We start from the raw sequence: 24,003 nt of genomic DNA, 5'->3' as shown, positions 1-24,003 counted from the left end.
AAGGGTTTTGTATTTTAAGCTGGCAATAATGGAGGGCAGGAATGACGCAGCAGAATGAAGAAATGACCATTACGGAACATTTGAGTGAGCTGCGCAAGCGGCTGATCTATGTGTTAAGCGTTTTTGTGCTGGGCCTGGTGGCAGGATTCTTCGTGGCAGATCCGGTGTACCGCTATTTGACGAAGGCGGAATCGGCTCAGGGGTTTGTACTGCATGCCTTCTCCTTCTGGGATGGAATAGGGATCTATATGAAGATTGCCGGTCTGTTTTCATTGATTATTACGCTGCCTTTTACGGTGTTTCAGATCTGGAAGTTTGTAAGTCCAGGCTTGCGGCCCCGTGAACGGAAAGCGACACTGAAGTATGTACCTTATGTATTTCTGTTATTTCTCGTTGGACTGGCCTTTGCGTACTATGTTGTATTTCCGATGGCACTCGCTTTCACTTCTACGATTACGGAGAAGATGGGGCTTGTGGAGACCTATGGAATGAAACAGTATTTCAGTTTCCTGTTTGGAATTGTGCTGCCGGTATCGCTGTTATTCGAGCTTCCGCTGATCATCATGTTTCTGACAGGGCTTCGGATATTGAATCCAATCCGTCTGCGAAAGATGCGGCGGGTGGCTTATTTTGTCCTGATCTTCATCGCAGTTGTTGTGACGCCGCCGGATTTCATATCCGATCTGCTTGTTATGATTCCGTTACTCCTGTTATATGAGATCAGTGTGTTTCTGTCTGCCATCGTATACCGCAAGCAGCTTGCGGCCGATGAAGCGGCAGAGGCGAGATATGTACGTGCCAACAATGAGCAGAGCGCAGGTTAAGTGATCCTTCCTGTGCTCTTGTTCTTACACCTTTCAATTAGACTATGCCCGGTATAATGAATTACGCAGAGATCTTCGTTCTGGGACAGGCAGGCATATTTTGCCCAGCAATGGATACAATGGTGAAGGGCTGTTTAGTGATTCGCTTAGAGCTGATTGGTGACTCGGTAACAGGGTTACGCAATAAGAGGTGTAGGGCTGAACACGCCATTTTGGTGTCCTGATGTTAATGCAGCGTAAATTCTCGCAAGAATTCTTCAAAAGGACTTGAAATCATGCTTCAAGTTGAGTATCATAAAGTTGGTTGTTAGCACTAAACACTGTCGAGTGCTAATACATATGGCTACAACCTACAATGCAACGTTATATAATTTCAAAAGGAGGCTATTTTTCATGATCAGACCTTTAGGTGAACGCGTATTGGTAGAACCACTGGAGCAAGAGCAAACAACTTCTTTCGGGATCGTACTTCCGGACTCTGCTAAAGAAAAACCGCAAGAGGGCAAAATTATTGCCGTTGGAGCGGGTGCACTGAAAGACGGCGTACGTGTAGCTCTGGAAGTGAAAGAAGGAGATCGCGTAATCTTCTCCAAATATGCCGGAACAGAAATCAAATTCGAAGGTAAAGAATATTTGATTATGAAAGAGAGCGATATCCACGCGATTCTCGACTAATTCAAATTTAATCGGTTAACCGAACCATATAGCAAGATCATTTTACAATATACTAGGGAGGTTTTCTTACCATGGCTAAAGACATTAAATTTAGTGAAGACGCTCGTCGCTCCATGCTTCGCGGTGTGGATGCATTGGCTAACGCAGTAAAAGTAACGCTCGGTCCTAAAGGCCGTAACGTGGTTTTGGAGAAAAAATTCGGAAGCCCGCTCATCACGAATGACGGTGTAACCATCGCTAAAGAAATCGAACTGGAAGATGCATTCGAGAACATGGGTGCACAACTGGTTAAAGAAGTAGCAACCAAAACAAACGATGTTGCTGGTGACGGTACTACAACAGCGACTGTACTTGCTCAAGCACTGATCACAGAAGGTCTGAAAAACGTAACTGCAGGCGCTAGCCCTATCGGTATCCGCAAAGGGATCGACAAAGCAGTTAAAGCGGCTGTTGCTGAACTGCAATCCATCTCCAAACCAGTTGAAACTAAACAATCCATTGCACAAGTTGCAGCAATCTCTGCAGCTGACGAAGAAGTAGGCGAACTGATCGCTGAAGCTATGGAAAAAGTGGGCAAAGACGGCGTAATCACAGTTGAAGAATCCCGTGGATTCGCAACAGAGCTGGAAGTGGTTGAAGGTATGCAATTCGACCGCGGTTACATCTCCCCATACATGATCACAGATACGGACAAAATGGAAGCTGTTCTGGACAACCCGTACATCCTGATCACGGACAAAAAAATCTCCAGCACACAGGACATCCTGCCATTGCTTGAGAAAATCGTACAACAAGGCAAACCACTGGTATTGATCGCTGAAGATATCGAAGGCGAAGCACTGGCGATGCTGGTTGTAAATAAACTGCGTGGTACATTCAACGCTGTAGCTGTTAAAGCTCCTGGCTTTGGTGACCGTCGTAAAGCAATGCTGCAAGATATCGCTGCCCTCACTGGTGGCCAAGTGATCACGGAAGAACTGGGTCTGGACCTGAAATCCGCTGTTGTGGAACAACTGGGTACAGCTCGCCAAATCCGTGTAACCAAAGAAAACACAATCATCGTTGACGGTGCTGGTAACAAATCCGATATCGATGCACGTGTTAGCCAAATCCGTACGCAACTGGAAGAAACAACTTCCGAGTTCGACAAAGAGAAACTGCAAGAGCGTCTGGCTAAATTGTCCGGCGGCGTAGCGGTAATCAAAGTCGGTGCGGCTACTGAAACTGAATTGAAAGAACGCAAACTGCGTATCGAAGATGCCCTGAACGCAACTCGCGCTGCGGTTGAAGAAGGTATCGTATCCGGTGGTGGTACTGCGCTCCTGAACGTATATCATGCTGTTGCTGGTGTAGCACTGTCCGGTGACGAGCAAACAGGTGTAAACATCGTGCTGAAAGCACTGGAAGCACCAATCCGTACGATCGCTGCTAACGCTGGCGAAGAAGGTTCTGTCATCGTGGAACGTCTGAAAAAAGAACAAGTGGGCGTAGGCTTTAACGCTGCTACTGGCGAATGGGTAAACATGATCGAAGCAGGTATCGTTGACCCTGCGAAAGTAACTCGCTATGCGCTGCAAAACGCTGCTTCCGTAGCGGCAATGTTCTTGACTACTGAAGCGGTTATCGCTGACAAGCCAGAACCTGCAGGCGCTGCTGGTGCTCCTGATATGAGCGGCATGGGTGGAATGGGCGGCATGATGTAATAAAGGTTTTACAACCTTTATGAGCCATCTAGCAACTCATATCCATGAGTAGAAGAAGGTCCCGAGAGATGTGCACTTGAACAAGTGACTTCTTTTGGGGTCTTTTTGTTTCGTTTGATGACAGCAGGATGGATGACTGCTTGCAGGTAATTTAAATTTGATATACCTTTCATCTCAATTTCAGATTCATTTAAGGTAGTGAAGGTAATATCAATCTTGTAAGCCCCTTCTCGTGTTAAATAGATGTGTAAATGGCCCTATCGGATTGTCCTCCGGTAGGGCACTTTTTTTCCTGAATTATCCTTGAGATGATATGATAGAGAAAATAGTAGAGTGATTGAATAGTTATCTGACGTTTAGGAGGGGAGTTTTCGGTGGACGCCAGGCTGCACCCGTTGTTCAGGCCAATCCAGATGAATGGGACCGATGTACACACCTATTACATAGAACAAACACCGTCTCACCCGATGACAGCCTATATCGCTTGCTTCTGGGAATCGGGGACTACTTCTTATACTGGTTACAATCCTTTAGAGAGTGTGCCCGGCAGAGTATTACCTGATGGTTGTACGGATATCCTGATAACATATGATGCTGTTCTTCAGCAGCATTCTTTTGCCTACTGTGGTAATTATACAGAGCCGTTTGCCATTCCAGTGAGTATAGAGGTCAAACCGTCTGCGGACTATACCTTTGGGGTTCGATTTTTCCCCGGTGGGGCACGTCACTTTCACGGTTTGCCGCTGGAATCCTTCACGGACAGGCGCGTCCCCTTGGAGGAATGCTGGCCAGCTAACATCGACGAGCTTCGCGAGCGAATGGCTGGGACCAAGCATTTTGAAGAGAGGGTGCAGGTCATGGAGACGTACTTGTGCCTATTATCTGGGGATGGAAGTACATATGAGAAAGATTTGATGAAGAATGCCATGCACCGGATCTTTGTTCATGGTGGGCAGATGAGTGTCAAAGAGCTGGCCAGCTGCGAGGTTGTCAGTGAGCGGCAGCTGCATCGCAAGTTCGGTGAATGGGTGGGGATCAGCCCCAAACGGTTTAGCGAGGTCGTTCGGTTTCACTGTGTTCTGAGAGATATCCATCAGGGGCGTCGTATGGACTGGTCGGCACTGGCTCAAAATCATGGATTCTTCGATCAGGCCCATCTGATTCGGCAATTTCGCAAGTTATATGGAGAAACCCCACTGACCGCTGCGAGCGAGCATCGCCGGATGTTGTCCGAATTGTACAATAGATCAGACGAGCTATAGTATATACTGGACATGTAGAACTTAAAATAAAGGGGACTTAACCTATGAATGGAACAATGCAAATTCGAGATCATCTGTTGGATGAGTTGGAGACAGGTGTACGGACTGGAGCTTCTCTGATTCGCCTGATTCGTCCGGAAGATTGGGCTTATCGCCCTCAGGAAAACATGCGTTCACTGGTGGAACTGGTTCACCACTGGATTCAGATTACGGCATCTGACCTTGCTATCATGCAGGAGAAAAGTGAAGCGGAAGTTGGAACAATAGAGAATAGTCTATCTGGTATCGAGGATATTGAACAGCTGGAAGCGGTCCTGTGGCGCAATTTTGAAACGTACAAATCGTACATCGTATCACTGAGTGAAGAGGACCTGTTGAATCGATCTACCACCGCCTTTTATATGGAGCATGGACATGTACAGGTGAAATGGCAAATTGAGACGGTAACCCATGTGTTCCATCATCGTTCCCAGTTGTACAACTATCTCAAGCAACAAGGACATGAGTTAAACTTTTTCATGTTATATGCATAATCATGAGGCCCTGAAGGCGGACACATCTTGTGTCGATCCCTTTGGGGCTTTTTTTGTGTTAGTGGCCCATATAAACTATGAATTCTATCAAAATGGACATAGTTCCACGGTCAATTTACCGTTACAATGCTAGATTTCAAACATAGAATACCGTATCAAAGCAAAAGGAGGTGATTTCAATGGCCATCCTTTTACCACAACAGTTTTACAACTTGGCTGCTGGCGTAGGGAAATCGTATTACGAAAATCTGTTTGGAGGTACTAATGCCAGCATCACGGTCAACAACTTTGGACCTGCTCCGGTAGATCTGGTTGTCACTCGTGTCAATGCACCCGTGATCACGTATACGATTCCTGCAGGTAACAGCCTCACGTTGTCGGTTCATTTGCTGCTCGTTGCTGCCTTGTTAACTACGGTTGCAGGTGCTTCGACCGGTACGATCCAAATCGCAACATCTGATTTCTAATGAATGCAGCATGCTTTGATAAGCCCTTGTCGGACTAGATGTCGACAGGGGCTTTTCTTATTTATGGAGAGATAATTAAGATAGATGGTAGTAATAGAGTCACAGCCTGTTATTTCTAATAATAAATCCTTCTGTTTATGAGGGAAGCTATTCGAGTAATTTATAGTAGAGTCATTCGTAGAAGCATGCATAGAAGCAGGAGGGGTAGGAATATGGATCAAACCAATAAAACAGGCGTGAAAAGCAGAGAAACATTTCTGGAAACGGAACGTCTTCAATTCTCTACCTGGAGCGAGGAGGACCGACCCTTGGCTTCTGCACTCTGGGGGGATCCCGAGGTGACGAAGTGGATTAGCAGCAAGGGGTTCATGAGCGAGGATGAGATCGAAGCCAGACTTGCGCAGGAAATGGAACGGCAGCGGGAGATGGAGGTGCAGTACTGGCCACTTTTTGATAAGGAAACAGGTGTGTTCGTAGGGTGCTGTGGATTACGTCCTTATGCGCCAGAGGAGATAATCTATGAATTCGGTGTTCACCTGACCAGAGATCACTGGGGGAAAGGCTATGCACTTGAAGCGGGGAAGGCTGTTATTCGCTATGCATTTGAGCAATTGGGTGTTCAGGCACTCTTCGCAGGACATCATCCAGAGAATGGTGTATCCAAACGGCTGCTGCAGAAGCTGGGGTTCACTTATAAGAAAGATGAATTCTACGAGCCGACAGGCAAGATGCATCCGTCTTACATTTTTGTTGAATCAGACATGAAGTAGTTGTACCTATACGGCGTCGTTCTGTTTTTCATTGTTTTTTTATGCGATTTTCAGCTTCTATTAAGGTAGAGGGGGTAAGATATTTCTTGTAAACCCCTTCTCGTGTTAGATAGATGTGTGACTAGCCCTGCCGGAATTCGGCAGGGTATTTTTTTTTGGTATGGTTTTAAAATATATAAAATCAAATATAAACAAAAATAAATAAAGATAAAATGTGGTTTTTTTATTGACTAGTAAAGATAAACAAAGGTATAATGAATGTGAAAAAAGGAACTTACTATGTACGTGAATCGTATCGATCGACATTTTCCAAACAAGGAGAGAATGATCATGAACGTGACCCTTAGAAACGAAGCGACGCAAGCACCGGGATGGAATATCCCCTTTATCCGTGAGATGGCGGAGATTACGCAGCATATGTGGAAAAATGGTTGGGATGAGCGCAACGGAGGGAATGTCAGTTATCTGCTGGAAGAAGAAGAAGTGGCAAGATACATTGATGTTCATCAGGTTATAAGGCGGATTAAACCCGCGTTTTCGGTCCATGAACTGGCAGGCAAATATGTGATCGTAACCGCATCGGGCAAATATTTCAAAAATGTACTTGCGGATCCGGAGAGCAATCTGGGCTTGCTGCGTGTCTCGAATGATGGAGAAGAGCTGGAGGTGCTCTGGGGATTGAAGAACGGGGCTAATCCAACGAGTGAGCTGCCTACGCATTTTATGAGCCATATTGAGCGTCTAAAAGTGGACCCGAACCACCGGGTCGTCATGCATAACCATGCCACCAACGTGCTGGCGATGACGTTTATCCACGAACTGGATGAAGTGAAATTCACGAAAACCCTATGGCAGATGTGTACGGAATGTGTGGTCGTTTTCCCGGACGGCGTTGGCATCATCCCGTGGATGGTACCTGGATCGAATGAGATCGGCCGTGAGACGGCGGAGAAAATGAAGGAAGTTCATGCGGTCATCTGGCCGCAGCACGGGATCTTCGGGACAGGAACAACCATCGATGAGGCCTTCGGTCTCATTGAGACGATTGAGAAAGCAGCCCAGGTTTACATGTTGGTTGCGGGTCATGAGATTCAGCAGCGAATTACGGACGAACAGCTGACCACGTTGGCTCAGGCGTTCGGGATTACCCCGCGTGCAGGTATACTTGATAATTGAGAAGCTGATAAAATGATTGGCCCTTGGTTCTATGAACCAAGGGCCATTTCTTATTTTTCGGCTAACAAACGTCATTTTGGTTCAAAAAAGTTCAAAACACTGATAAAGAACCGCTTTGTTATCCATTATTGAATCGTAGGATGCATTATCACACGCTGGCGATTTTCGGGTGAAATGACGTATTGTCAGGGAGCTTTGGATTTTGCATAATAACAATGCTTCACAGATGAGAGATGGAAGGAAGTCATGATCATGCTTGGCAAAATGAAGAGAATCTTAATCGGCAGACCGATGAAATCGGCTGAACTGGATGCAGAAAAGTTGGGGAAATGGAAGGCACTCGCCATCCTGTCCTCCGATGCGCTATCCTCTGTAGCCTATGGAACGGAACAGATTTTGCTGGTGCTCGTAGCGGCCGGATTTGCCGCCTTGTGGTATTCTGTGCCCATTTCCATCGCCGTACTCGGATTACTCGTCATTTTAATTTTTTCCTACCGTCAGACGATATTTGCTTATCCTACAGGTGGCGGTGCGTATATCGTAGCCAAGGATAATCTGGGGACAACATCCAGCCTAATTGCTGGAGGATCTCTGCTGGTCGATTATATTCTAACGGTTGCTGTAAGTTCATCTGCAGGGACGGATGCCATTACATCGGCTTTTCCGGTGCTTCATGATTACAGCGTAGTGATTGCACTAATCATGATTGTTTTTCTGACGATTATGAATTTGCGTGGGGTTACGGAATCGGCTTCCGTACTGGCCATTCCGATCTACCTGTTTATCTTTTCAATTGCGGTTTTGATTATATCCGGCGGCATTAAGTTTCTGACAGGCGGCATGGAAGCAGCCGCGCCTGAATTCGGAACAAGTCTGTCTCATGTGAGTATATTTCTGCTGCTGAAGGCATTCAGCTCCGGCTGTTCCGCTCTGACCGGTGTGGAGGCCGTCAGTAATGCCATTCCAAATTTCAAGCAGCCTGCCGAGAAAAATGCAGCTGGCACGCTGATGCTCATGGGATGTATTCTTGGGGTTATGTTTATCGGGATCACGTTGCTCGCCTTCGGTTACGGAGTGAAACCGGATCCCCATGCTACGGTGATATCACAGATTGCCGAAGCAACCTTCGGCAGAGGATGGATGTATTTTATCATCCAGGGGGTGACGGCACTCATCTTGTTCCTGGCAGCGAATACGGCGTATTCCGCATTCCCGCTGCTGTCCTTCATGATGGCCAAGGACAAATATATGCCTCATATGTTTATGGTTAGGGGAGACCGGCTGGGCTTCTCGAACGGCATTATTTTTCTGAGTGTCATGTCCGCCTTGCTTGTTGTTGGATTCAAAGGAAATACGGAAAGCCTGATCCCGCTCTACGCGGTGGGGGTGTTTATCCCATTCACCCTGTCGCAGCTAGGCATGATGATTCGCTGGATCAAAGTGAAGCCGTCAGGCTGGCAGATGAAGCTGCTGGTGAATACGATCGGTATGCTGACCACACTGTCGATCACCTTGATCTTCATTTTCACCAAGTTCACGCAAACGTGGGTCATCTTTATCTTTTTACCGCTTGTTGTATATGTCTTCATGCGTATTCACCGCCATTACTGCAATATCGCAGATGAGCTGCGCATTGATATTAAGATTGATAAGCCAGCGCAAAAAGGCAACACGATTGTCATTCCGGTAGCTGGTATTACGCGGGTGGTCATGAACACGATCAGTTATGCGCAGACGATGTCGGATCATGTGGTGGCCTTGTATATCGGATTCGATGATGAGTCCATCCGCAAGATGGAGCAGAAGTGGGAGGAATGGAACCCGGGTGTGCGACTGGTTGTTATCAAATCGAGATACCGCAGCATTATGGGTCCGCTGAAGAAATTCATCGATACCGTGGAGTGGAAAACGGCCGAGACCGACCATATCACCATTTTGATTCCGCAATTCATCACCAAGCATTGGTGGCAAAATGTCCTGCATAACCAGACCAGCTTCATGATAAGAGCTTATCTGATTAATTATAAAGACGTGATTGTGACGACGGTCCCGTATCATCTTAATCGATAGAGCTGTGCCACTGCCTTTTGAGCAGTCGAGCCTTATCTAAATTCTACCGATTACATTGCCTTTTCCATGCTATCGCGATTAGCCAATGATCTTAACTAATCGACAAGTTCATTTGGACGTATTGTAGATTATTGTAAAAAAAGGATGGGAATATTACGGCATCCCCGTTTATATTTCGTTTACACAATGAACCGCAGTAATATCCCGGAAGGGGGGATTGCTGCGGTTTTTTCGTTCGTTTATAAGCCTCCAACCTGTCGATCTGAATGCTCGCTCATATGGTAAAGTCCCTTGTCCACGATTAACGTTAAGTTGATTCTGAGTGAATCCTGCTGTGACATTCGACTTTTACACTAGATAACGTGGTGTTGATGAAGCTTAAGTTATATTCACACACCGAATGCATAGACCAAGGGGGAAGAAAATCCGATGAGTGAGCTTGACAACCGGATCAGCTTGCCCGCCGCCAGACGGCGCGTATCCAATACCAAAGAGCGCCGGACAGCTTCGCTGCGAGTGCAGCGGATGAGGGAGAATTTGCTGGCCTATGGTTTCCTGGCACCATCGCTGCTTTTGTTTGCAGTGTTTCTGTTTTACCCAATGTTCAAGTCTGTTTATCTGAGTTTGCATTCCACCGATCCTACCGGTCAAATCGCGGCTTATGTGGGACTGGACAACTTCAAGGCCGTGTTTCAGTCGGGACTGTTTTTGCAGGGAATGAAAGTAACGCTGCTGTTTGTCCTGTTCACCGTGCCAACCGGCATACTGGCTGCCCTAATTCTGGCCGCGCTGACTCACAATCGTTTCAAGGGCATGCGCTTGTTCCAGTTTGTGTTCTCTCTGCCTGTTGTATTATCGGTTGGTTCGTCGGCTGTCATCTGGAAGTTCCTGTTCCATCCGACTCTGGGCATGTTGAATTATCTGCTTAGCAAGGTGGGCATCGATCCAATCCCTTGGCTGACCAGTCCGGATTGGGCGCTAGTTTCCATTTCCATCATGACAATCTGGATGAATCTTGGATTCAATTACATTATCTTGTCCAGCGGATTGCAGGGCATCCCGGATGAGATCTATGAAAGTGCGAAGATTGATGGTGCAGGACCTCTGCTTACGTTTCGCAAAATCTCCATGCCACTCCTTTCACCAACGCTGTTTTTTGTTACAGTCGTTTCGATCATCGGAGCCTTCCAATCGTTTGGACAGATTAACATATTAACCCGTGGGGGCCCAATGGACAGTACCAATGTATTCGTCTATTCCATCTATCAGGAAGCCTTCGTGAATTTCCGCTTCGGAACGGGAAGTGCACAGGCACTCATCCTCTTCGCGGTCATTATGCTGCTAACCCTGATTCAATTCAAGTGGGTGGAAAGGAAAGTGCATTACCAATGAGGACACCGTGGACGAAAACGCTATTGTATGTATTGCTTACCATCTGTGCGGCGCTAGTGCTGTATCCGGTGCTGTATACCTTTTTCATGGCCGTCATGACGCCTGAGGATGCCAGTGCCTATCCGCCGCATATCATTCCGAAGTCGATCGATTTATCCAACTTTACCGAAGTGTTTGATATTGTTCCCATCGGTTCCTTTATCGGAAATACATTCCTGGTTGCAGGTCTGACGATGCTTGGACAGCTGATAACAGCGAGTATGGCTGCGTATGCTTTTGCCAAAATGCAGTTTAAAGGGAAGAATATCATTTTCAGCATGTTCGTCGCAACGATGATGATCCCGTGGGAAGTCACCATGATTCCCAATTATCTGACGATCCGCAGCTGGGGGTGGCTGGATAGCTATCAAGGACTTACCGTACCATTTCTGGCCACGGCATTTGGCACATTCCTGTTAAGACAGTTCTTTATGCAGCTGCCGAAGGAGTTATTTGAAGCGGCAAAGATCGATGGGTGCGGACATATCCGCTATTTTGTATCACATGTTCTGCCGCTATCCCGTCCTGCATTGGGAACGCTGGCGATCTATTCATTCCTGAATATGTACAATTCGTATCTGTGGCCGCTGCTTGTAACCAACACGCCAGAGATGAGAACGGTACAGATCGGAATTTCGATGCTGGAGTTCCAGGAATCCACGGCGTGGAACCTGGTATTTGCCGGAACGGCACTAGTTATCCTGCCGTCGCTGCTGCTGCTCGTATTCGGCTTGAAACAGCTTGTCCGCGGTATGGCCGCAGGCGCACTGAAGGGCTAGTGGAGTAAATATGTTGTGCATTCAGGTTGGCGGTTTTTGATACCCAGGAGCGAATAAATAAGGCGCACTCTTAAAACCATTTATTGGAGAAACTGCGAAAGTAGTGGAGGGGACGAAGTCGATTCTGAAGAAGCGAAGCGTTTGCGTTTAGCACCGGATTATCCCTCTAAAGAGTGGATAAAAGAATCCGGGGATAACAGCAATCTGAAGAACGATTCGTGACCGCAACGGCCACCTTGCAGAATTCCCAAGATTGATTTTTGAAATGAGCCACAAAAAAAGGAGAGAGATTATGCGTTTAAAAAAAAGAGGCACATTTGCATTGATGTTGGCTGCACTCATGTTGGTTATATCCGCCTGCGGCGGCAAAACAGAGACAAGCAGTCCGGTAAGTGGGGCTCAAGCGGATGCAGCAGCTGCTGAGCCGACTCAACTGACGTGGTGGCATTCCATGTCCGGAGCAGGGGAGAAAGCCATTAACCAGCTCGCTTCCGATTTCAATGCAAGTCATCCGGATATTCAGGTAAAAGCAATCTATCAAGGGAAATACGATGAGAGTCTAAACAAGCTGAAAGCATCCATGGGATCGGACAGCGGTCCGGACATCATCCAGGTATACGAGATCGGCAGCAAGTTTATGATCGATTCGGGCATGATCACACCAGTACAGAATTTTATCGATAAAGACAAGTTCGACCTGTCCCAACTGGAGCCGAATATCATCCGTTATTACACGATTGATGGCAAACTGAACGCCATGCCTTTCAACACTTCGAACCCGATTCTATACTACAACAAGGATATGTTTAAGGCAGCAGGTCTTGATCCAGAGAATCCGCCGAAGACGTATGAAGAGTTTGAACAAGCGGCGAAAGCGCTGGCAAAAGACGGCAAGCCGGGTGCATCCATGGCCATCTACGGCTGGTTCATGGAGCAGTTCTTTGCAAACCAGAATGCAGATTATGTAAACAATGGTAACGGAAGAGATGGCGCTGCAACGGAATCTCTCTTGAATTCCGAAGCGGGCGTGAAGACGCTGACATGGTGGAAAAAGATGATTGATGAGAAGACACTCTCCAATCTGGGGCGCAGCACAGATGATACAACGGCGGCATTTACCGCAGAGCAAATCGGTATGACACTGGATTCCACCGCTGGATTGCGCAAAATTGTAGAAGGTGCTGGTGGCAAGTTTGAACTGGGAACAGGCTTCCTGCCTCGTCCGGCAGATGCTAAAGAAGGCGGCGTGGTTGTAGGCGGGGCAAGCTTGTACATTATGAACAACAAATCGGAAGCACAGCAGCAAGCTGCTTGGGAATTCATCAAGTACTTGGCGACACCTGAAGTACAAGCCAACTGGAGTGTTGCGACAGGATACTTCCCAATTACGACAGCAGCCTACGATCAACAAGTATTAAAGGAGAATATGGCGAAGTACCCGCAATTCCAGACAGCAGTCGACCAATTGCACGCTTCTGCTGATTCGACAGCAACATCCGGGGCTGTAATGGGTGTATTCCCTGAGGCTCGACAACTTGTCGAAGGAGCGATTGAGACCGTGCTGAACGGGCAAGGTACACCGCAGGAAGCACTCGATGCAGCTGCGAAACAAATTACAGACAAGATTGCACAGTATAACAGTACAGTGAAGAAATAAGAAAAGTTTAGTAATCCAACGGAATCATCCGTTAGGTACAGTATCGAAGTATTATATAACAACACAGCGTATGCGGCGCTCTTGATGGAACGACGCATCGTTTTGCTGTGTCTAAAAGCATGATCAAGATTCGGGTTAACACTTCTTTAAAATTAAAATGTTATCAGTTTATGTCGAGAAAAATATTTGATTGAAACGGTATGTGATAATACCTAACTTAAATTAGTCGAATGCGCATGGTTTATTGATTGTTTAGAGTCAAAAAGTCACGTTTTTTATCAAAACGTGGTCCTATAATTAATTTTAAAACACTTTTTATCAAAACTGTGTAAAGTATATGTACTAATTTATATCAAAGTAAAAGAATTTGGTTTACATCATAAAGGAGTTCAGTTATCTTATATTTGAACCAATGTACAAGCTCTTTGAACAAATGATTGCAAATTCGAAACATGGGGGTAGGAAAAGGATGCATAGTAAGCAAATAAGGAGTTGGCTCAGATTATTCTTAGCCATGATGCTACTGATTACAGGGGCTATTCCGGCTGGGTTATTTAACAGCAAGGCAGCTGCTGCGGACGAGCCGTTAACGGTTGCTCAGGCACTTGATCGTAACAACGATGGATCAATTGCATCTGTAGAGGGGTATGTTGTCGGTTTTTATTCCAGTAAATCTTCTGTACAAATGAATTCTCCGTTCAGTGGTGATACAAATTTTGCAATCGCTGATAACCCTTCGGAGACCAATATTGCTAACATGATGCCAGTTCAACTTCCCAATGTTACGTCTGTTCGAGACATTTTTGGTTTATCAAGGAACCCTCAAGCTATTGGCAAGAAAGTCAGGGTAAGCAACGCTAAACTAGAGAAATACTTTGAAATTCGGGGAATAAAATATATTGATTCCACTTCCACCACCTTCCAACTGATTGATGAGACACCTGAAACCAAAGTGGCAAACGTTACCGCTAATCCCTCCTCAGGTACGGTTCCAGCTGGAACAAAGGTTACACTTGCAACAACCACAGTTGGTGCCGCAGTCTACTACAAGCAAAATGATGACACTGACTATCTCCCATACACCGTACCCATTACAGTAAATGATGCAACTTATATTGAAACCTATGCAGCAAAAGACGGTCTGGAAAATAGTGATGTTACCAATTTCGATTATACGATTGTGGATAATACGCCAATCTCAATCTCCAGTGCCAGAAACCAATCGGAGTACACCCCGGTTACCGTTCAAGGGATTGTGACCTACCGGGAAGAGTCTGGAGGCATGGCCAATCTGTATATTCAGGATGAGAATGCCGGAATCGTCGTTCGTGGAACGGATTCCACAGTAGAGCCGGGAGACCGTATTGAAGCGTATGGCCCACTCACTATTTATAACGGTTTGCTTCAGATAGAGAAAGACAAGGCCGGGTTCCCGGGCGGTTACATCAAAATTTTGGACAAGAATCAAGGAATTCCAGCACCGATCACTCTGACATCCAAAGACTTCATGCCGGCTGAGGGCGGAGGCAAGGGTGCAGGCGGTATTTTTGAGGGGATGCTTGTCGAAGTGAATGAAGTCACAGTGACAAGAAGCAGCAGTTCTACCTTCTTTGCGACAGATGCCGATGGTGAAGAAATCACGATCTATGCGAAGAATAGTCCAACTGCACTGGCAATAGGCAAAACATACGAAAAAGTGACAGGCGTCATGACGTATCACACAAGCTATGGCCTTGAGCTGATTCCACGTACGGCAGCAGATGTTGTCGAAAATCTGCTCTCCGTAACAGCTAGCACTCCGTCCGGTGGTATTGTCAAAGGATCAACCGTGACATTATCCTCACCAACAGCAGGAGCGGAGATTTATTACACGGTTGATGGAACAGAACCAACCCAAACATCTACACTTTATAGTGGCCCGATCACAGTAGACGAAGATACGGTTGTTAAAGCGATCGCCGTATCAGGCGGTAATACAAGTGAAGTATATAGCTTTACGTACACCGTTCTTCAGGAACTGGGCAACCTGAGAATTCACGATATACAAGGAGTAACTCATAAGTCCCTGTATGATGGTCTGGCGGTCCAAAATGTTGAAGGTATCGTGACTCATGTTGTCAATGCAAGTTCGTTCTATATGCAGGAGATTCCTGGCATGGAAGATGACAACGCAAAAACATCTGAGGGTATCCTTATTTATAAATCCACTCATGGCATGGCGGTAGGCAACAAAGTCAGCGTATCCGGTCAAGTGAAGGAATATGCGACAGCAACGACCGAACTGGCAACAACCGAAATTGTGGCTGCAGCGATTACGGTTGAAGGTGAAAATCAGACACTGCCTGAACCTGTTATCCTTGGGAAGAATGGCCGTATAATTCCTACCGTAATTGATTCGGATCAGTTTGGTGAGTTTAATCCGGATGTGGATGCAATCGACTTTTATGAGAGTTTGGAAGGCATGAGAGTGCAGCTTGATCAAGCCACGATTATCGTTCCGTATTCCAGTGAACCAGGACTGGCAGTCGTAGTAGATAATGGTGAAAACAATCCGTTACGAACGCCTGCAGGAGGCGTCATTCTGACAGGAGATGGGGCGGAACCATTCGAGAGCTCCCTGAATCCACAGCGGCTGTTTATCAATAAAAAGCCTTCTCAGGCCGTTAAAACGGGGGACAAGCTCGCTGATTCTGTCAAAGGTGTGATGACTTACGCTAACGGCAATTATAAGGTAGCTCCGGAAGGGGATTTGCCGGCAATTATTTCGAGTGACCTTAAACAGGCAACAACGGTAATTGAGCAAGCTGATGATAAACTGACGATTGCAACTTTCAATGTGGAGAATTTCAGCCAGAAGGATGCTGCAAGAGCAGTGAAAATCGGTAGTATTGTGGTTAACAACCTCAAGAATCCTGATGTTATTGGTATCATGGAAGTGCAGGATAACGATGGAGCAACCGACAGTGGAACAACTGCTGCGGATGCGAGCTTCCAGACCTTAATTGATGCAATTGTTAGTAATGGTGGTCCTACTTATAAGTACACGGATATTGCTCCGGTAAACAATTTGGATGGCGGGGCTCCAGGTGCCAACATTCGTGTAGGATTCCTGTACAACGAGGCGCGAATTTCTTTGAAACAAGGAACTAAGGGAGATGCTGCAACAGCAATTGGGGTGGGATCGGATGGAACGCTGTCCCTGAATCCAGGACGTATTGATCCAACAAACGATGCATTTGCCAGCTCGCGTAAACCTCTTGCAGCTGAATTTGAATTTAATGGAGAACGAGTGGTCGTGATCGCGAATCACCTGAATTCCAAAGGTGGCGATCTGAAACCTTACGGTAACATTCAGCCTGCGACACGAAGCAGTGAAATTCAGCGTGCCAGACAGGCAGCGGCAGTGAATGGTTTTGTGAAAGAACTCTTAGATAAAGATCCTGACGTAAATGTAGCTGTGCTTGGGGATTTTAATGACTTCCAGTTCTCCAAGACTTTGAATATTATCGAAGGCAATGAACTGGACAACCTGGTAAATAAGCTGCCAGAAAATAAACGCTATTCCTACATCTATGACGGTAATTCACAAACACTGGACCACATTTTGGTGAGCAAAAATCTGTCTGAAACGGCAGCCATTGAAGTGGTGCATGTGAATGCGGATTTTGAAACAGCGGATGGACGCGTCAGTGACCATGATCCACTGCTTGCACAATTGAGCATTGGCAGCAGTGAAGAAGAGGGCGACTTCAACCTTCGTGTATTGCACACGAATGACACGCACGCGCACTTGGATAACATTCCGCGCCGCGTAACGGCGATCAAAGAAACACGCAACGATAACACCTTGGTGCTGGATGCCGGGGACGTATTCTCTGGAACCTTGTATTTCAATCTCTTCAACGGTCAAGCGGATCTGGAATTCATGAACATGATCGGATACGACGCAATGACCTTTGGTAACCATGAGTTTGATAAAGGCACAGGCGTGCTTAAGGAATTCATTGAGAAAGCGGAATTCCCATTCGTAAGTGCCAATATCGACTTCTCGAAGGATGGCAACCTGGGTAGTGTGTACAACAAGGGCGTCATTGGTCAACCAGCTGAGAATGCTGAGATCTATCCGGCTATCATTACGGAAGTAGACGGCGAGAAGGTCGGGATCTTCGGGTTAACAACTACAGATACCGTATCCCTGTCCTCACCGGGAGATGACCTGAAATTTGAAAACTACATTGCAAGTGCACAGGCAACAGTTGCCATGCTCGAGCAAGAAGGCATTAACAAAATTATTGCATTGACCCATCTGGGGTATTCGGAAGACCTGAAGCTGGCAGAAGCCGTGGAAGGCATTGACATTGTAGTCGGAGGTCACTCACATACGATTCTTAGCGAGCCCGTTGAGATTAATACTCATACAAATCCAACTTTAGTTGTCCAAACGGGAGAATATGATGTGTCCCTGGGTCAACTGGATGTCACGTTTGATGCAGAAGGTGTGTTGAAAACGTGGAACGGCAAATTGCTGAGCCTGGATGCAAAGGATTCCGCGGGTAAATATGTATATCAAGATGACCCGGCAGCAAAAGCCAAGCTGGCGGAATATGCACCACTGCTGGAAGATTTCAAGAAGGAAGTTATCGGCAAAACGAACGTATTGCTCGATGGAGAACGTGGTAACGTGCGTAAGCAGGAAACCAACCTGGGTAACCTGATGACAGACGGTATGCTGGAAAAAGTAAAATCCATCGTTAAGGAAAACGACGTCAAAGGATATGTGGCCATCCAAAATGGCGGCGGTATCCGGGCATCGTTCCAGAAAGGTAACATTACGTTGGGCGATCTGCTCACCGTTATGCCATTCGGTAACAATCTGTCTGCACTGAAAATGACAGGTAAGGAAATTACAGCTGCTCTCGAAAATGGTGTGAGTGGTGTGGAAACAGGAGAAGGACGCTTCCCGCAAGTATCGGGTATGCGCTTCTACTATGATTCCACCAAACCGGGCGAGAAAATTGATTCTGCGACCAATACCGTGACGCAAGAAGGTCAACGCGTAGTGAAAGTGCAAATCAAAAATGCGGATGGTACGTACACGGATATTGATCCAAACGGATATTATATCGTGGCAACGAACTCCTTTATGGCGAATGGGGGAGATTTCTACCGCTCCATGAGAACAGCGAAGGATGCCAACCGATTCTACGAACTCAACCTGGTAGACTATGAGGTCTTCCATGAGCATCTGGATCGAGTGGGTGTAGTCAATCAGACAACAGAAGGACGCAGTACAGATCTGAAAGGATCTCCGCTTCCAGGTGACGGAAATGGAAGCAATCCTGGGAATGGCGGTGGCAACAATGGCAGCAATCCGGGCAGTGGCAATAGTGGTGGAGGCACAACGACACCAACAACACCGGTAACGCCAACCAATCCGACCACTCCAACGACACCAACAACGCCATCAGTTCCCGGTAATGGAAATGGTGGAACGACAACACCGAATTCGGGTGTCATTCTGAAGGATATCGGTAATCACTGGGCAGCAGCTGCAATCGAGCAGGCCATTTCCCGGGGAATTGTGAACGGATATGCAGACGGTAATTTCCGTCCTAATGCTACGGCTACACGTGCTGAATTTGCAGTAATGCTTGCAAGAGCATTCGAGCTTCCAGCCAGCAGCAAGGCGTTAACGTTCAAGGATGCTGAACAAATCCCGGCGTGGGCACAAACGTTTATAGCTCAGGCGGTTGAGCAAGGCATTATCAGCGGATACACCGATGAGACATTCCGTGCATCAGGCAAAGTATCACGTGTGGAAATGACCGTCATGCTGGTAAGAGCGCTGGGACTTCCGATCGAATCCAATGCAACGTTAAGCTTCACAGATGCAAATCAAGTTCCGGCATGGGCAGTCTCTTACATTGCAGCAGCATATGAAGCCGGATTAATTAAGGGAACAGGCAATAACATGTTTAATCCGCTTGCGAATGCAACCCGTGCAGAAGTGGTGACGCTGTTGTTGTCGGCAAGTGAGCTATAACTGGAATCCGTATTAAAGAAACGATGCTTCGCAATCAGAAACAGCCAGGTTTGTTTAATCCCTACAAATCTCAAAAGAGTGTAACTTCTAGCACTTGATTAAACGGCTTGCAGATCACAATCTGTAAGCCGTTTTTTTACTATTTAATTACTGTTCATTTTCACCAGGAGCGAGTATAGTATACAGGATTATATTGGAAGGGGTGATGATATGCAGGATCAACCGATCTTGCTTGCATTGGTTGCCATAATCGCAGGGATTTTCAGCATGTTGGGCGGTATGAAAAATTGGGATTGGTTCATGAATACCTTTCAGGCAGGACTTTTCGTGAAAACGATTGGGCGACAGGCAGCGAGGGTAGTGTATGGCGTTTTGGGTGTAGTGCTCATTACAATTGGTGTGTTATTGTTACTTATCGGATAAGCTAGTTGTTTAGTTCAAAGTATACCTACATAGCTCCATTAGAAGTACATCTCATATAAGATCTAGCCTTAAATGAAATCAGCTTGCTCGAATTTCCAGAAAAAGCAGCAAATAAAAAAGACCACCGAAAATTTCGGTAGTCTTTTTACCATATTCAGGTTTAACCATCTCAAAATGGTTTAATTATCTTTTAAATCTTCAACTGAGTCGATATCCATGTAAGTTGGAACAACCAGACCTTGTTTTACGCCAGTCATGCTGACCGCTATATCTTCGATCTGGTCTCCATAGGTCTCCCAGTAATCCCCGTGTGTAAGCGGGAGCCAAACGGCTGGAGATGCATCGATATCACCTGCTGCCAAGCCTGCCCACATCGGTCCGGCTTCAACTTGCAGTGCTTTGACTGTATAGCCAAGTTTCGTCTCAAGCACATATTTCAGCAGATTCGTACTTGCGATTTCCGAGTCCCATGCAACATAACCAAGACGCAAGTTGTCTCCTTTAACAGGGGTTAATCCCTTGGTCCATTCTTCAATTTGGTCCGGATGCTTTTCTGCATAAGATTTGGCAGCTTCTTCAGGGGAAACACCCTTTTGAATATCGACCATGATCTCACTCATTTGATCTGCAGTCCAATTAAAACGAGAGAAGAATTCATAGGCAACGGGATGATCTTCTTTTATCCCTTTGCGTCCTACAGTATGAACTTCTTCGGCATCACCGAAAATTAAATCGGGATCATCCAGATACTTCAGATCATACTGATTGAACATCCAGTGCGGAGTCCAGCCTGTAACGATGATTGGCTCTTTATTTTTATAGGCCTTGTCCAGCGAAGCAGTCATCGCTGCTCCGGAGCCTTCAATCAGGTTCCAGTTGGACAATTCGTAATTTTCAATGGCATTTTTGGTGGCCTTCATAAGACCTGCACCTGGGTCGATCCCAACAATCTGGTGATTAACTTCCTCTCCAACGTTAGCATTAGCCGTTGGGGCGGAGGAAGCAGCACCAGTTTCCAGATCTTCAATCGAATTCACGTCCGTCATGTATGCAGGAACAACGAGACCGGTACGTACACCTGTCATGTTGGCTCCGAGATCATCCACCTGGTCTTTGTAACGTTCCCAGTAGTCAGCGTGAGTAAGTGGCAGCCAAGCTGCCGGAGAAGCATCTACGTCGCCTGAAGCAACCCCGGTCCACATCGGTCCGGCTTCGACTTGCAGAGCATTAACTTTATAACCCAGTTTGTTTTCCATCACATATTTCAGCAGGTTGGTACTTGCGATTTCGGAATCCCAAGCCACATAGCTAAGTTTGAATGCATCACCGTTCACTGGTGTCAGACCTTTGGTCCACTCAGCAATCTGATCTGCATGTTTCTCAGCATATGCTTTAGCTGCTTCTTCCGGGGATGTGCCATCCTGAATAGCAGTCATCATTTCACCCATTTGCTCCGATGTCCATTGGAAACGGGACAGGAATTCGTAAGCAACAGGGTGATCTTCCTTCAGACCTTTACGTGCAATGGTATGAATTTCTTCCGCATCACCGAAAGATTTCTCAGGGTCTTCCAGATATTTCAGATCATATTTGTTGAACATCCAGTGCGGAGTCCAACCTGTAATAATGATTGGTTCCTCATTTTTGATCGCTTTGTCCAGCGTAGCCGTCATGGCTGCACCAGAACCTTCAATAAGAGTCCAGTCAGTCAGTTTATAGTCTTCGATCGCTTTGGCAGCGGACTTCATGATACCAGCCCCTGGATCGATACCAATAATCTGATAATTGACTTCTTCACCTACAGCATTGGCTGCTGTGTTGTTACCGCCGGCAGAAGTAGTCCCGCCCGTGAAGTATTGGGAGAAACCTGCAACCAGCACCACGAGTGTAGCTGCTGCGGTAATCCAAGCTTTCTGTTTAGAAGATACACGAGAGGTCTTTTTCCGACCAGGCATAAACAGATTTTGCGTGAAACGGTCGAGTACAATCGCGAGTACCACGACAGCAAGACCTGCTTCGAAACCTTTACCAATTTGAAGCTGTGTTACCGCACGATATACTTCCGCACCAATACCCTGTGCACCGATCATGGATGCAATGACAACCATGGACAGCGACAGCATAATTGTTTGGTTGATACCCGACATAACCGTAGGCAAGGCGAGTGGAAGCTGTACTTTAAACAGTTTTTGCATGGAAGTCGAACCAAATGCATCCGCGGCTTCAACCAGTTCGCCAGAAACCTGTTTGATCCCCAGATGAGTCAGACGAATGGTTGGCGGAATCGCGAAGATAACGGAGGCGATAACACCTGGAACAACACCAAGACTAAAGAATGTAACCGCAGGCAGCAAGTAGACAAATGCAGGCATTGTCTGCATGAAGTCAAGCAGCGGTGTAATAATGCGTGCTGCAGTTTTGCTGTATGCCAGCCAGATACCGACCGGAACACCAATCAGAATGGAGATTAGTCCTGAAGTGATAACCAGACCGAGTGTGTCCATAGATTGGGACCAGTATCCCAAGTTATCCACGAGCAAGAATCCGATAACCGTAAATAGTGTCAATGGGAGGCGACCCACGATGAACGCTAGAACACCCAATATCGCAATAAACAGGAGCGGATGGGGGAGCATAAATAGCCCTGAGAAAAATCCAACAACTTCCTGAATAACAACAGAGATTACATTAAACAATCCGGAGAGCGAGGAGCTCATCCAGTCAACGATGGATTCAATCCACGATGCTAGTGGTATTTTGGGAATCATTCACAAGTTCCTCCTTTACTGCAACTTCACCGCTAAGCGCACCCAGAAGGGCACCGCGGACGATAACACCTTGCAGACGGCCATTCTCACCTACAACAGCGAGAGGCACGTGGGCTGAACTTACCATTTCGAACAATTCATGAATCAGGGTCTCAGGCGCCACAGTCGGCCCGTCCGTGATCAGAATGTCGTTCAACACTTTATTTTCACGCATCGCGCGGGACGCATCATCTGCTGTAATGACACCAAGCAATTTCTTCGAACGGTCAATGACAAACAGGTTGGAAATACCACGTTCGCGCATTAATTCGAGGGCAACACGAGGACCACGGTCAAGCGTAATTGTTTCAGGACGCCGCATAACATGTGATGCAGTGAGGACTTTGGACAAATCCACGTCTTCGACGAAGCGGGCCACATAAGAGTTGGCCGGTTGAATCATAATTTCTTCCGGAGTACCGATCTGCACGACAGCGCCGTCCTTCATGAGGGCAATACGATCACCGATGCGCAGCGCTTCGTCCAAGTCATGGGTAATGAAAATAATCGTCTTTTTCATTTTATCCTGAAGCTCAATCAGTTCATCCTGCATATCCCGGCGGATCAGTGGGTCTAGTGCACTGAACGCTTCATCCATTAAAAGTACTTCCGGGTCATTGGCTAGCGCACGAGCCAAGCCGACACGCTGCTGCATACCACCACTCAGTTCATCTGGCATCTTATCTTCCCAGCCTTTAAGGCCAACCAGTTCAAGTGAGGTTTTCGCTTTTTCCCGGCGAACAGCTTTGTCCACCTTTTGGACTTCAAGTCCATACTCCACATTATCAAGAACGGTACGGTGCGGGAACAACGCAAATTTTTGAAATACCATGCTGATTGTTTTCCGGCGTACTTCGCGCAATTGTTCTTTGTTCATTTTACGTAGATCCTTGCCATGAACGAGAATCTCACCGGATGTTGGTTCAATCAGTCGATTGAACATTCGAACCAGTGTGGATTTACCACTTCCTGAAAGTCCCATGATGACAAAAATCTCACCTTGCTTAATTTCCATGTTGACCCGGTTGACACCAACCGTTATCTGTTTTTCTTTGGCCAACTTTTCTTTTCCCCAACCTTGCTCCAGTAATTGCAGACCTTGCTCGGTTTGGGGGCCAAACAGTTTACTTACATTTTTCACTTCAAGTATGGTCATGTTTTCACCCCTTCTGATGTGTTGTGCACTTCGAACGGCTTTCAGCATCCACAAGCCCATACACTTGTGCGCCCAGCCACGAAATCCGGTAATTGTTGCTTCGCTTCCCGTCTTTCTGGGTAACGTTTTGTATTGTATCAATACTTAACCAGTATATCAACTGAATAAACAGTACATAATGTTTGTACAGTAAAAACTGTACAAAGTTTTCCGTCCGAATGCTCTGT

The 24,003-nt window shown here is 46.5% G+C and carries 16 protein-coding genes; 14 read left to right on the top strand and 2 right to left on the bottom strand.

Features of this window, described 5'->3' with window-relative positions; genetic code table 11:
• Positions 1–41: 41 nt before the first annotated feature.
• From tatC to CHH60_RS19290, 14 genes are all read left to right on the top strand, one after another.
• Positions 42–824: a twin-arginine translocase subunit TatC gene (tatC, locus tag CHH60_RS19355; RefSeq protein WP_095360670.1), complete on the top strand. Its 783-nt coding sequence runs from the start codon at positions 42–44 to the stop codon at positions 822–824.
• Positions 825–1,217: 393 nt separating this feature from the next.
• Positions 1,218–1,499, top strand: a complete 282-nt coding sequence (gene groES, locus CHH60_RS19350) for a co-chaperone GroES (protein WP_090918205.1) — start codon at positions 1,218–1,220, stop codon at positions 1,497–1,499.
• A 71-nt stretch (positions 1,500–1,570) separates the two neighbouring features.
• On the top strand, positions 1,571–3,202 hold the full coding sequence (groL, locus tag CHH60_RS19345) for a chaperonin GroEL (RefSeq protein ID WP_095360669.1): 1,632 nt from the start codon (positions 1,571–1,573) through the stop codon (positions 3,200–3,202).
• A gap of 374 nt (positions 3,203–3,576) precedes the next feature.
• Complete coding sequence (locus CHH60_RS19340) at positions 3,577–4,464, top strand: helix-turn-helix domain-containing protein (protein ID WP_095360668.1); 888 nt, start codon at positions 3,577–3,579, stop codon at positions 4,462–4,464.
• A gap of 44 nt (positions 4,465–4,508) precedes the next feature.
• Positions 4,509–4,997: a DinB family protein gene (locus CHH60_RS19335; RefSeq protein WP_095360667.1), complete on the top strand. Its 489-nt coding sequence runs from the start codon at positions 4,509–4,511 to the stop codon at positions 4,995–4,997.
• Positions 4,998–5,176: 179 nt separating this feature from the next.
• Positions 5,177–5,464: a hypothetical protein gene (locus CHH60_RS19330; protein ID WP_095360666.1), complete on the top strand. Its 288-nt coding sequence runs from the start codon at positions 5,177–5,179 to the stop codon at positions 5,462–5,464.
• Between the two features lie 212 nt (positions 5,465–5,676).
• Positions 5,677–6,234, top strand: a complete 558-nt coding sequence (locus tag CHH60_RS19325) for a GNAT family N-acetyltransferase (protein WP_095360665.1) — start codon at positions 5,677–5,679, stop codon at positions 6,232–6,234.
• Positions 6,235–6,564: 330 nt separating this feature from the next.
• A complete protein-coding gene (rhaD, locus tag CHH60_RS19320; protein ID WP_095360664.1) occupies positions 6,565–7,410 on the top strand; it encodes a rhamnulose-1-phosphate aldolase in 846 nt (281 codons plus the stop codon).
• Between the two features lie 252 nt (positions 7,411–7,662).
• A complete protein-coding gene (locus tag CHH60_RS19315; RefSeq protein ID WP_095360663.1) occupies positions 7,663–9,480 on the top strand; it encodes an APC family permease in 1,818 nt (605 codons plus the stop codon).
• Positions 9,481–9,909: 429 nt separating this feature from the next.
• Positions 9,910–10,872 (top strand): carbohydrate ABC transporter permease, encoded by a 963-nt coding sequence (locus tag CHH60_RS19310; RefSeq protein WP_095360662.1) that lies wholly within the window; start codon positions 9,910–9,912, stop codon positions 10,870–10,872.
• Positions 10,869–11,690, top strand: a complete 822-nt coding sequence (locus CHH60_RS19305) for a carbohydrate ABC transporter permease (protein ID WP_095360661.1) — start codon at positions 10,869–10,871, stop codon at positions 11,688–11,690. Before CHH60_RS19310 ends, CHH60_RS19305 begins: the two co-directional genes overlap by 4 nt.
• A gap of 292 nt (positions 11,691–11,982) precedes the next feature.
• Positions 11,983–13,347 (top strand): ABC transporter substrate-binding protein, encoded by a 1,365-nt coding sequence (locus CHH60_RS19300; RefSeq protein ID WP_095360660.1) that lies wholly within the window; start codon positions 11,983–11,985, stop codon positions 13,345–13,347.
• 514 nt (positions 13,348–13,861) lie between these two features.
• On the top strand, positions 13,862–19,390 hold the full coding sequence (locus tag CHH60_RS19295; protein WP_217990000.1) for an S-layer homology domain-containing protein: 5,529 nt from the start codon (positions 13,862–13,864) through the stop codon (positions 19,388–19,390).
• 210 nt (positions 19,391–19,600) lie between these two features.
• On the top strand, positions 19,601–19,813 hold the full coding sequence (locus CHH60_RS19290; RefSeq protein ID WP_095360658.1) for an Imm17 family immunity protein: 213 nt from the start codon (positions 19,601–19,603) through the stop codon (positions 19,811–19,813).
• A 179-nt stretch (positions 19,814–19,992) separates the two neighbouring features.
• On the opposite strand, the gene CHH60_RS19285 is transcribed toward CHH60_RS19290, so the two are convergent.
• Both CHH60_RS19285 and CHH60_RS19280 read right to left on the bottom strand, forming a co-directional pair.
• A complete protein-coding gene (locus CHH60_RS19285) occupies positions 19,993–22,581 on the bottom strand; it encodes a glycine betaine ABC transporter substrate-binding protein (RefSeq protein WP_095360657.1) in 2,589 nt (862 codons plus the stop codon).
• The gene (locus CHH60_RS19280) at positions 22,547–23,776 is read right to left on the bottom strand and encodes a quaternary amine ABC transporter ATP-binding protein (protein WP_095289046.1); all 1,230 of its coding nucleotides are present in this window, start codon (positions 23,774–23,776) and stop codon (positions 22,547–22,549) included. Before CHH60_RS19280 ends, CHH60_RS19285 begins: the two co-directional genes overlap by 35 nt.
• Between the last annotated feature and the right edge of the window lie 227 nt (positions 23,777–24,003).

Origin of the sequence: Paenibacillus sp. 7523-1, assembly GCF_002276415.1 — a bacterium.
GTDB classification, from domain to species: Bacteria; Bacillota; Bacilli; order Paenibacillales; family Paenibacillaceae; genus Paenibacillus; species Paenibacillus illinoisensis_A.
Note: the sequence above shows the minus strand (reverse complement) of the source record. Positions and strands in the feature narration are given on the sequence as shown.